The organism is Burkholderia sp. Ac-20379 (assembly GCF_017104645.1).
Taxonomy (GTDB): Bacteria; Pseudomonadota; Gammaproteobacteria; order Burkholderiales; family Burkholderiaceae; genus Burkholderia.
The window spans coordinates 1-9,959 of the sequence record NZ_JAAGPF010000285.1 but is presented as its reverse complement, the minus strand read 5'-3'; the positions used below and the strand labels follow the sequence as shown (position 1 = coordinate 9,959).

The 9,959-nt window shown below is 69.7% G+C and carries 7 protein-coding genes and 2 pseudogenes; 5 read left to right on the top strand and 4 right to left on the bottom strand.

Annotation, left to right across the window (positions count from 1 at the left end):
- Together G3N92_RS35555 and G3N92_RS26240 are read right to left on the bottom strand one after the other, a co-directional pair.
- Positions 1-129: pseudogene (locus G3N92_RS35555) on the bottom strand (PrpR N-terminal domain-containing protein); the annotation flags it as partial.
- 34 nt (positions 130-163) lie between these two features.
- Positions 164-823: pseudogene (locus G3N92_RS26240) on the bottom strand (PrpR N-terminal domain-containing protein); the annotation flags it as partial.
- Positions 824-1,034: 211 nt separating this feature from the next.
- Here G3N92_RS26240 and prpB point away from each other — a divergent pair.
- The 4 genes from prpB (at position 1,035) to prpF (ending at position 7,117) form a co-directional block, all read left to right on the top strand.
- Positions 1,035-1,928, top strand: a complete 894-nt coding sequence (gene prpB, locus G3N92_RS26235) for a methylisocitrate lyase (protein ID WP_206130503.1) — start codon at positions 1,035-1,037, stop codon at positions 1,926-1,928.
- A gap of 67 nt (positions 1,929-1,995) precedes the next feature.
- The gene (prpC, locus tag G3N92_RS26230) at positions 1,996-3,165 is read left to right on the top strand and encodes a 2-methylcitrate synthase (RefSeq protein WP_206130502.1); all 1,170 of its coding nucleotides are present in this window, start codon (positions 1,996-1,998) and stop codon (positions 3,163-3,165) included.
- 57 nt (positions 3,166-3,222) lie between these two features.
- Entirely contained in the window at positions 3,223-5,817 is a 2,595-nt protein-coding gene (acnD, locus tag G3N92_RS26225) for a Fe/S-dependent 2-methylisocitrate dehydratase AcnD (RefSeq protein WP_206130501.1), read from the top strand.
- A 109-nt stretch (positions 5,818-5,926) separates the two neighbouring features.
- A complete protein-coding gene (prpF, locus tag G3N92_RS26220) occupies positions 5,927-7,117 on the top strand; it encodes a 2-methylaconitate cis-trans isomerase PrpF (protein WP_206130500.1) in 1,191 nt (396 codons plus the stop codon).
- A 17-nt stretch (positions 7,118-7,134) separates the two neighbouring features.
- On the opposite strand, the gene G3N92_RS26215 is transcribed toward prpF, so the two are convergent.
- Both G3N92_RS26215 and G3N92_RS26210 read right to left on the bottom strand, forming a co-directional pair.
- Positions 7,135-7,578 carry a PaaI family thioesterase gene (locus tag G3N92_RS26215; protein ID WP_206130499.1) on the bottom strand — a complete coding sequence of 148 codons (444 nt, stop codon included), beginning with the start codon at positions 7,576-7,578 and terminating at the stop codon, positions 7,135-7,137.
- A gap of 169 nt (positions 7,579-7,747) precedes the next feature.
- Complete coding sequence (locus G3N92_RS26210; RefSeq protein ID WP_206130504.1) at positions 7,748-8,857, bottom strand: AGE family epimerase/isomerase; 1,110 nt, start codon at positions 8,855-8,857, stop codon at positions 7,748-7,750.
- A gap of 107 nt (positions 8,858-8,964) precedes the next feature.
- Between G3N92_RS26210 and G3N92_RS26205 the strand changes: the two genes are divergently transcribed.
- A complete protein-coding gene (locus G3N92_RS26205) occupies positions 8,965-9,660 on the top strand; it encodes an MgtC/SapB family protein (RefSeq protein ID WP_206130498.1) in 696 nt (231 codons plus the stop codon).
- The last annotated feature ends 299 nt before the right edge of the window (positions 9,661-9,959 follow it).

Sequence of the window (9,959 nt, the reverse complement as noted above, 5' to 3'; positions counted from 1 at the left end):
TTCGAGCGCGGTCTCCACGGCCGCGCGCACGGCCGCGTGCGAATAGAGGAACACGGCGTTCATGCCGGCGGCGCTGGCGAGATCGGTCACGAGGCCGGGGCCGACCACGGTCTCGATGCCGCGCGCCCGCCCCCGCGTGTGTGCCACCACCCCGCCGCCCGCCGTCGGCGGCCCCCACGCCGGCGCGCAAGGGTGGCAGCAGGTTGTCGAGACGCTGGCGGCCCAGCGCCTCGGCGTGCGTCGCGTGAGCCACTTCGAGCGCGGTCTCCACGGCCGCGCGCACGGCCGCGTGCGAATAGAGGAACACGGCGTTCATGCCGGCGGCGCTGGCGAGATCGGTCACGAGGCCGGGGCCGACCACGGTCTCGATGCCGCGCGCCTGCAGCTCGCGCACGCGCGCCTCGGCCTCCGCGCGCGACTGGTAGCTCGCGAACACGATGTCCAGCCCGAACGCGGCGGCGAAGCGGCGCAGGTCGGCCGGCGTGTCGCCGTAGCTGACCAGCGCGACGGGCGCGGCGGCGTCGCGACGGGCGCGCGCCAGCGCATGCAGCAGGTCGTGGCCGGTCGGGCTGACCAGCACCACCGGCACGTCCACATGGGTTTTCAGATACATGCCGTTCGAGCCGGCCGCCACGATCGCGTCGGGCCGCTCCGCGCCGGCCGTCGCCAGCGCGGCGATCGCCTCGTCGTAGCCGCTCGTGACGATCCGCAGATCGGCGCGCGCGTCGTATTCGTCGGCCAGATCGCGGAACAGCGCGCGCAGCCGGCTGATGCCGACCGCCCAGATGCGCGGGCGAAGTGGCGGAACGGAATCGGGCGTCATGGCGGCGGCGGTCGGCGGCGATCGGTGGAATCGGGCGTGCATTATCACCGCTGCATTTCAAATTTGAAATCGCGGGTTTCCATAATGAAACCGATTTTCGCGCGGCCGGATCGCATTTCGATTGCGAATCAGCGGCTTAGCGCCGAACATCGAGGCTGGCCCGGTCCTTGCACTATCCAACCGCAACGACACACGTCAGGAGACACATCCGATGGGCAGTTCCCCGCTTTCCAGCGCCGGCGCGAGATTCCGCGCCGCCGTCGCCGCCGAATCGCCGCTGCAGGTGGTGGGCGCGATCACCGCCTATGCCGCGAAGATGGCCGAGGCCAGCGGCTTCAAGGCCGTGTATCTGTCGGGCGGCGGCGTGGCCGCCAATTCGCTCGGCATCCCCGATCTCGGCATCAGCACCATGGACGACGTGCTGATCGACGCGAACCGCATCACCAACGCCACCGATCTGCCGCTGCTCGTCGATATCGACACGGGCTGGGGCGGCGCCTTCAACATCGCGCGCACCGTCCGCTCGTTCATCAAGGCCGGCGTGGCGGCCGTGCACCTGGAAGACCAGGTCGGCCAGAAGCGCTGCGGCCACCGGCCCGGCAAGGAATGCGTGCCGCTCGAGGAAATGGTCGATCGTATCAAGGCGGCCGTGGACGCGCGCACCGACGACCAGTTCGTGATCATGGCCCGCACCGACGTGGCCGCCTCCGACGGGCTGGACGCCGCGATCGAGCGCGCCCAGGCCTACGTGGAAGCCGGCGCGGACATGATCTTCCCCGAGGCGATGAAGACGCTCGACGATTTCCGCCGCGTGAAGGAAGCGGTCGGCGTGCCGATCCTCGCGAACCTGACCGAATTCGGCTCCACGCCGATGTTCACGCTCGACGAGCTGCGCGGCGTGAACGTCGACATCGCGCTTTACTGCTGCGGCGCGTATCGTGCGATGAACCAGGCGGCGCTGAACTTCTACGAGACGGTGCGCCGCGACGGCACGCAGAAGGCGGCGGTTCCGACCATGCAGACGCGCGCGGAACTGTACGCATTCCTCGGCTATCACGCCTACGAGGACAAGCTCGACGAACTGTTCAGCCAGGGCAAGCGCTGAACCGCGGCGTGGCATCGCAATCGAACGAACGAGACAGAGACATCCCCCCGGATCAGGAGAACGACAGATGAGCGAGACGAAAGACGCGGCCCCGGCCGCAGCGGGCGGCTTCAAGCCGAAGAAATCGGTGGCGCTGTCGGGCGTCGCGGCAGGCAACACCGCGCTGTGCACGGTCGGCCGCACCGGCAACGATCTGCACTACCGCGGTTACGACATCCTCGACGTGGCCGAAACCTGCGAATTCGAGGAAATCGCCTACCTGCTGGTGCACGAGAAGCTGCCGACGGTGGCCGAACTGGCCGCCTACAAGCGCAAGCTGCGCGCGATGCGCGGCCTGCCGTCCGCGCTGAAAACCGCCCTGGAAGCGGTGCCGGCCTCGGCGCATCCGATGGACGTGATGCGCACCGGCGTGTCGGTGCTCGGCACCGTGCTGCCCGAGAAGGACGATCACAACCTGCCCGGCGCGCGCGACATCGCCGACCGCCTGATGGCCTCGCTCGGCTCGATGCTGCTGTACTGGTATCACTGGTCGCACAACGGCAAGCGCATCGAAACCGAAACCGACGACGATTCGATCGGCGGCCACTTCCTGCATCTGCTGCACGGCAAGCCGCCGTCGAAGGCGTGGGTGGACGCGATGCACGTCTCGCTGATCCTGTACGCCGAGCACGAATTCAACGCGTCCACCTTCACCACCCGCGTGATCGCCGGCACCGGCTCCGACATCTACTCGGCGATCACCGGCGGGATCGGCGCGCTGCGCGGGCCGAAGCACGGCGGCGCGAACGAGGTGGCGTTCGAGATCCAGAGCCGCTACCGCGACGCCGACGACGCGGAAGCCGACATCCGCCGCCGCGTCGAGAACAAGGAAGTCGTGATCGGCTTCGGCCATCCGGTCTACACGATCTCGGATCCGCGCAACAAGGTCATCAAGAAGGTCGCGCACAAGCTGTCGAAGGACGCCGGCGACACGCGGCTGTACGAGATCGCCGAGCGGCTCGAATCGGTCATGTGGGACGCCAAGAAGATGTTCCCGAACCTCGACTGGTTCAGCGCCGTGTCGTATCGCCAGATGGGCGTGCCGACCGCGATGTTCACGCCGCTGTTCGTGATCGCGCGCACCTCCGGCTGGAGCGCGCACATCATCGAGCAGCGCGTCGACAACAAGATCATCCGCCCGAGCGCCAACTACACCGGGCCGGAAGACCTGAAGTTCGTGCCGATCGAGCAACGCTGATCGCGCCCGGGGCGGCCCGCGGGCCGCCCTTCGTTGAACTCCCCGCAAGCCCAGAACATGAATACCGCCAATCGCAAACCGCTGCCCGGCACCGGGCTGGATTATTTCGACGCGCGCGCCGCCGTCGAGGCCCTCGCGCCCGGCGCGTGGGATACGCTGCCCTACACGTCGCGCGTGCTGGCCGAGAACCTGGTGCGCCGCTGCGAGCCCGCGCGGCTCGACGACGCGCTGCGCCAGTTGATCGAGCGCCGCCGCGACAGCGACTTCCCGTGGTACCCGGCGCGCGTCGTCTGCCACGACATCCTCGGCCAGACCGCGCTGGTCGATCTCGCCGGCCTGCGCGACGCGATCGCGGCGGGCGGCGGCGATCCGGCCAAGGTCAACCCGGTGGTGCCGGTGCAACTGATCGTCGATCACTCGCTGGCCGTGGAATGCGGCGGCTTCGATCCCGATGCGTTCGCCAAGAACCGCGCGATCGAGGATCGCCGCAACGAGGATCGCTTCCACTTCATCGACTGGACCAAGACGGCCTTCGAGAACGTGGACGTGATCCCGCCCGGCAACGGCATCATGCATCAGATCAATCTGGAGAAGATGTCGCCCGTGATCGGCACGCAGGACGGCGTGGCCTATCCCGACACCTGCGTCGGCACCGACAGCCACACGCCGCACGTCGACGCGCTCGGCGTGATCGCGATCGGCGTGGGCGGGCTCGAAGCCGAGAACGTGATGCTGGGCCGCGCGTCGTGGATGCGGCTGCCCGACATCGTCGGCGTGGAGCTGACGGGCGAGCGCCAGCCCGGCATCACGGCCACCGACATCGTGCTCGCGCTGACCGAATTCCTGCGCAAGCAGAAGGTGGTGGGCGCGTACCTCGAATTCCGCGGCTCCGGCGCGGCGAGCCTCACGCTCGGCGACCGCGCGACGATCTCGAACATGGCGCCCGAGTACGGCGCCACCGCCGCGATGTTCTTCATCGACGGCCGCACGCTCGATTACCTGCGCCTGACCGGCCGCAGCGACGAGCAGGTGGCGCTGGTCGAAACCTATGCGAAAACGGCCGGCCTGTGGGCCGACAGCCTTGCCGGCGCGCAGTACGAACGCACGCTCGCGTTCGACCTGTCGACGGTGGTGCGCAACATGGCCGGCCCGTCGAATCCGCACAAGCGGCTGCCGACGCGCGAGCTGGCCGAGCGCGGCATCGCCGCGCCGCACGAGGACATCGCCGGGCAGATGCCCGACGGCGCGGTGATCATCGCCGCCATCACGAGCTGCACGAACACCAGCAACCCGCGCAACGTGATCGCGGCCGGCCTGCTGGCGCGCAACGCGCGGGCCCGCGGCCTGGCGCGCAAGCCGTGGGTCAAGAGTTCGCTCGCGCCCGGCTCGAAGACGGTCGAGCTGTATCTGCAGGAAGCGGGGTTGCTGCCCGATCTCGAAGCGCTCGGCTTCGGCATCGTCGCGTTCGCGTGCACCACCTGCAACGGCATGTCGGGCGCGCTCGACGCCGACATCCAGCAGGAGATCGTTTCGCGCGACCTGTACGCCACGGCCGTGCTGTCCGGCAACCGCAATTTCGACGGCCGCATCCACCCGTACGCGAAGCAGGCGTTCCTGGCCTCGCCGCCGCTGGTGGTGGCCTATGCGATCGCCGGCACGATCCGCTTCGACATCGAGAACGACGTGCTCGGCGAGGACGCGGACGGCAAGCCGGTGAAGCTCGCCGACATCTGGCCCGACGACGCCGAGATCGACGCGATCGTCGCCGCGAGCGTCAAGCCCGAGCAGTTCCGGCGCGTGTACGAGCCGATGTTCGCGCGCAGCGTCTCGGCCGGCGCGAGCGTCGAGCCGCTGTACGACTGGCGGCCGCAAAGCACCTACATCCGCCGCCCGCCGTACTGGGAAGGCGCGCTGGCGGGCGAACGCACGCTGGCCGGGATGCGCGCGCTGGCCGTGCTCGGCGACAACATCACGACCGATCACCTGTCGCCGTCGAACGCGATCCTCGCCAACAGCGCGGCCGGCGAATATCTCGCGAAGATGGGCGTGCCCGAGGAAGACTTCAATTCCTACGCCACGCACCGCGGCGATCACCTGACGGCACAGCGCGCCACGTTCGCCAACCCCACGCTCGTCAACGAGATGGCGGTGGTGGACGGCGCCGTGAAGAAGGGCTCGCTCGCGCGCATCGAGCCGGAAGGCAAGGTGGTGCGGATGTGGGAGGCGATCGAAACCTACATGGCGCGCAAGCAGCCGCTGATCGTGATCGCGGGCGCGGATTACGGCCAGGGTTCGTCGCGCGACTGGGCGGCCAAGGGCGTGCGGCTCGCGGGCGTGGAGGCGATCGTCGCGGAAGGCTTCGAGCGGATCCACCGCACCAACCTGATCGGGATGGGCGTGCTGCCGCTGGAATTCAAGCCCGACGCGAACCGCCTGACGCTCGGCATCGACGGCACCGAAACCTTCGACGTGATCGGCGAGCGCAAGCCGCGCGCCGATCTGACGCTGGTGATCCACCGCCGCAACGGCACGCGCGCCGACGTGCCGGTGACGTGCCGGCTCGATACGGCCGAGGAAGTGTCGATCTACGAGGCGGGCGGCGTGCTGCAGCGGTTCGCGCAGGATTTCCTCGAATCGTCGCAGACGGCGTGAGCGTCACGGCCGGCACAGGCGCCGGCCCATTGCATCGTGCGGGGCGGCTGAGGCCGCTTCGCGTTCGGGCGGCCCGCATGCCGCCCTCGTCATTTCAGGAAGCATTCCCATGGCCCACGTTCCCCAAATCCGGATTCCCGCCACCTATCTGCGCGGCGGCACCAGCAAGGGCGTGTTCTTCCGGCTCGACGATCTGCCGGAAGCCGCCCGCACGCCGGGCGCGGCGCGCGACGCGCTGCTGATGCGCGTGATCGGCAGCCCCGATCCGTACGGCAAGCAGACCGACGGCATGGGCGGCGCCACGTCGAGCACCAGCAAGACGGTGATCATTTCGCGCAGCACGCGGCCCGATCACGACGTCGATTACCTGTTCGGCCAGGTCGCGATCGACAAGGCGTTCATCGACTGGAGCGGCAACTGCGGCAACCTGTCGGCGGCGGTCGGGCCGTTCGCGATCGCGGGCGGGCTGGTCGATCCGTCGCGCGTGCCGGACAACGGCACGGCCGTGGTGCGGATCTGGCAGGCCAACATCGGCAAGACCATCGTCGCGCACGTGCCGATCACGAATGGCGAGGTGCAGGAAACCGGCGATTTCGAACTCGACGGCGTAACGTTCCCGGCCGCCGAGGTGCAGCTCGAATTCATGGATCCGGCCGCCGACGAGGACGGCGCGGGCGGCGCGATGTTCCCGACCGGCCAGTTGGTCGACGATCTGGCGGTGCCCGGCATCGGCACGCTGAAGGCCACCATGATCAACGCCGGCATTCCGACCATCTTCGTGAACGCCGAGGCGATCGGCTACACCGGCACCGAATTGCAGGACGCGATCAACGGCGATGCCGCCGCGCTCGAACGCTTCGAGACGATCCGCGCCCACGGCGCGCTGCGCATGGGGCTGATCCGCTCGCTCGACGAGATCGCGCAGCGCCAGCACACGCCGAAGATCGCGTTCGTCGCGCCGCCGGCCGATTACGTCGCGTCGAGCGGCAAGGCGGTTGCCGCGAAGGATGTGGATCTGCTGGTGCGCGCGATGTCGATGGGCAAGCTGCACCACGCGATGATGGGCACGGCGGCCGTGGCGATCGGCACCGCCGCCGCGATTCCGGGCACGCTCGTCAACCTGGCGGCTGGCGGCGGCGAGCGCGAGGCGGTGCGCTTCGGGCATCCGTCGGGCACGCTGCGGGTGGGCGCGCAGGCCAGCCAGGTGGGCGGCGAGTGGGTGGTCACCAAAGCGATCATGAGCCGCAGCGCGCGCGTGCTGATGGAAGGCGCGGTGCGCGTGCCGGGCGATGTGATCTGAATGACGCCGGTTGCCTGTCAGGCCGCCGTTTCCTGCGCCAGATCGGCGCGATCTTCCCCGAGCCGGTTGATGGTGCCCTGCGCCACCGCCACCAGCCGCTCGTCCTTGCCGTTCACCACGAATACATGACATTGGCAGGTGGCCTGATGGCGGCCGCCGTGCAGCAGCTTCGCGCGCGCGAGCAGGCGGCCGTGGGTGGCCGGGCGCAGGTAGTTGATCTTGTATTCGCCCGTCACCACGCGCGGGCCGAGCGCGAGCGCGCCCGCGAAGGTCAGCGCGTTGTCGGCCAGATAGCTGATCACGCCGCCGTGCACGAAGCCGTGCTGCTGCCTGAGGTCGTCCCGGATCGGCAGGCTGAGCGCGACTTCGTCTCCGCCGATGGTCATCAGTTCCGTACCGAGCAGCATGCTGAACGGCTGGGCGAGAAGCGCGCCGCGCGCGTGATCCACGATGTCCGTCATCACCTTCCTTCGCAGTGGGCGGGGCCGTGCCCCGTGCGGCCGACGGGGGCCGGCCGCTTGCGCTTCACTCTAGGAAGCGCCCGGCCGATACGCAAGGAGATTCGCGGCGAGACTGCCGCATGAACGCCGCGCGGGCGGCACGCGGCTTGCTGGGCGCGGTGTTCGGCGCTCAGCGCGCGCCGGGCAGCGCCGCGTAGGCGGTGGCGAGGTGATAGGGCGTGGTGGACGGCAGGTCGGCGCGCGCCACCGCGCCGTCGGCCGTCTTGCATTCGAACCAGCCGCGCGGATGCAGGAAGCGCGCGGCGAAGCGCTCGGTCTGCACGGCCAGATCGGGCGAGCCGGGCTGCGCGCCGCGCGTGGCGAGCGCGCGCAGGTATTCGGTTTGCGCCCAGATCCGCTGGGTGGCGTCGAGGCAGGCGCCGTGCGCGTCGGTGGCCGCGCACACGCCGCCGGTGACGGCGTCCACGCCATGCCGTTCCGCGAACCGGTAGGCGCGCTCGAGCGCGTCGGCCAGGCCGGTGGGCGCGAGCCGCGCGCCGGCCTCGTGCACCAGATAGAACCATTCGAACTGATGGCCCGGCTCGAAGCGGTTGCCTTCGCTGCCGAGCGGCAATTCCGCGACGCAGCCGGTGCCCGGATCGACGAAACGTTGTTCCACGGCCCGTGCGGTGCGCAGCAGGGCGGCGTCGAAGGCGGCGTCGCCGAACGCGCCGGCGGCCGCGAGCCACGCTTCGGTCAGGTGCATCAGCGGGTTTTGCAGCGGCGGGCCGTCGAGCCGCGCGAAATCCTCGGCGCGCGCGGCGTCGAGGCAGGCGTCGCCGGGCGTGGGGGCGAAGCGATCCTGGATCAGCGCGGCTGTCTGCTCGGCGAGCTGCCGCGCGTCGCGGTTGCCGGTGGCGGCGAAGTAGGCCGCGCAGGCGAACACGATGAACGCGTGGGTGTAGAGATCCTTGCTGCGATCGAGCGGCGCGCCCTGCGCATCGATACTGTAGAACCAGCCGCCGTGCCGCCGGTCGAGGAAATGCCGGCACAATCCGTCGAACAGGCTATCCGCATGGGCCAGGTCGCCCGCGTCCGAAAACACGAACAACTGGCGCGCGCAGGCCATCGCGCGGAACCGCGCGACGGGCAGCGGGGCGTGGGTATCGGGCGCCACGGCCTCGAACGGAAGGCTCATCGACGGGTCGAACCCTGGCCCGCGCCACAGCGGCAGCACGATTTCCGCGAAATGCCTGCGCAAGTCGGCGGCCGGGTCGATGGCGGGGCGGGTAGCGGACATCATCAAAACTCGTTGGTCTATCAAGGTGCGGCGGCGCGCCGGCGGCCGGGCGAAGCGCCCGTGGCCGGCGTCATTGCGCCGACACAATAACAGGAAGGAGAGAACGCATGCTCAACAACTTCGAACTCGTCATGCGGCTCGTTCTCGCGGCCGCGCTCGGCAGCGTGATCGGCTTCGAGCGCGAACGGCTGTCGTGGGCCGCCGGCCTGCGCACTCACATGCTGGTGTGCGTCGGCTCGGCGCTGATCATGATCGTGTCCGCATTCGGTTTCGCCGATGTGCTCGGCAAGCCGCAGATCGTCCTCGATCCGTCGCGGATCGCCGCGCAGGTCGTGTCGGGCATCGGCTTCCTCGGCGCGGGCTCGATCCTGATGCGCGGCGAGATCGTGCGCGGGCTGACCACGGCCGCGAGCCTGTGGTCGGTGGCGGCGGTCGGGCTGGCGGTGGGCGGCGGCCTTTACGTGGCCGCCATCACGGCCACCGTGATCGTGCTGGTGATCCTCGCGGGCATCAAGCCGCTCGAAAAGCGCTACATCACCGTGCGGCAGCGCCGGCACATGGCGCTGCTGGTGGAGCGCGGCTCGCTGACGTTCTCGACGCTGCACGCCGCGCTCGGCACCGACAGCGCGCGCGTCAAGCAGTTCATCGTGCAGCAGAGCGAGGAGCAGCCCGAATGCGACGACGTGACGATCGCACTGGCGCGCGTCTCGTCGCTCGAATACGAGCGGATCGCCGGGCAATTGCGCAAGCTGCCGGGCGTGCAGATGTTCAAGGAGCAGGAGGGTGTGAGCGGCGCCGAATGAGGCGCGGCGCGGGTGCGGCCTGGATGAGGCGCGCTTCGCGCGGGCGGGGCGGGCGGCCGTGCGACAATGCGGCCTTTCCGTCCCCGAGGCCGCCCGTTGCCCGGCATCCGGGCCGGCCCGCACGCGACCGACATCGAGCGGTCGCGCCTGACGGGGCGGCGCGGATCGCGAGGTCCGCGGCCCTTGCACCATGAACGAATCCCGAGTGCCATCCCGTCCCCGCTCCCCGCGTTCTTCCCGTTCGACGAAGCCGGCTCGCCGGCGCAGCGCCGCTGCGGCCGCGAGTGGCGATTCGCCCG

What these genes read in the sequence shown, in the direction of transcription:
- prpB (WP_206130503.1), top strand. Translation starts at nt 1,035, where the DNA reads ATGGGCAGTTCCCCGCTTTCCAGCGCCGGCGCGAGATTCCGCGCCGCC.
- G3N92_RS26210 (WP_206130504.1), bottom strand. Translation starts at nt 8,857, where the DNA reads ATGTCCGCTACCCGCCCCGCCATCGACCCGGCCGCCGACTTGCGCAGG.
- prpC (WP_206130502.1), top strand. Translation starts at nt 1,996, where the DNA reads ATGAGCGAGACGAAAGACGCGGCCCCGGCCGCAGCGGGCGGCTTCAAG.
- acnD (WP_206130501.1), top strand. Translation starts at nt 3,223, where the DNA reads ATGAATACCGCCAATCGCAAACCGCTGCCCGGCACCGGGCTGGATTAT.
- prpF (WP_206130500.1), top strand. Translation starts at nt 5,927, where the DNA reads ATGGCCCACGTTCCCCAAATCCGGATTCCCGCCACCTATCTGCGCGGC.
- G3N92_RS26215 (WP_206130499.1), bottom strand. Translation starts at nt 7,578, where the DNA reads ATGACGGACATCGTGGATCACGCGCGCGGCGCGCTTCTCGCCCAGCCG.
- G3N92_RS26205 (WP_206130498.1), top strand. Translation starts at nt 8,965, where the DNA reads ATGCTCAACAACTTCGAACTCGTCATGCGGCTCGTTCTCGCGGCCGCG.